1 protein-coding gene is annotated in these 711 nt (G+C 40.8%); it reads left to right on the forward strand.

The genetic code is table 11. The features are described from left to right. Positions 1-106: 106 nt before the first annotated feature. On the forward strand, positions 107-711 hold a 605-nt coding region (locus N1032_RS25355), incomplete at its 3' end, for a hypothetical protein (protein WP_259543364.1).

Raw genomic sequence — 711 nt, forward strand, 5'->3', positions numbered from 1 at the left:
GTACGTTGGCAAAACATTCTGAATTAATGAATGAGATTAAAAACTCACTCGCGGCTAACACTGAATCAATTAAATTACTGATTCAAAAATTACAGGATAAATAATCATGCCATACGATTATAAAGCCAAAACACGCAACATTAACCAGCTTAATAAATATATGCTGGCTAAAACGTTGTCGATGTTTGAATATCAGGATTTACCGGAAACTATTCCGCAACGGGAATTAGAGCGCCTATTGCAAACGAATGGTTACGCGTTTATTACTAAAGCGCCAGATGGGAACCTCTACGCTTTCGCTGGTTCGCTGGGCGGTACTGAGCGCGACCCATACGGGCAACCGACACAAATCACCATTGCTAACGTAGCATTGAATTTTAATAAAACGCTGGACTTGAATAAAGACGGCGTTTTGTTGCGTAATGATGATTTACGAATCGGTGTTATGCCAGTATTTGAAAAGTGTAATACGCTACTGGTAGAAAATGACGTTAACATGGTTATGTGGGGTTTTAACTCACGTATTCAGAAACTCATTACAGCGCCTGACGACAAATCGAAAGAATCCGCTGATATGTACATGAAGAAAATTATTGACGGTGATTTATCTATCATCGGTGATAATGCCATGTTCGACGGCGTGAAAATGCAAGCCCCTGCTGCCAGCTCTGGCGCTGGAGTTCAGCAGATGATTGAATACCAGCAATACAT

This window comes from Herbiconiux daphne, assembly GCF_024979295.1.
In the GTDB taxonomy this organism is placed as follows: Bacteria; Actinomycetota; Actinomycetes; order Actinomycetales; family Microbacteriaceae; genus Herbiconiux; species Herbiconiux daphnes.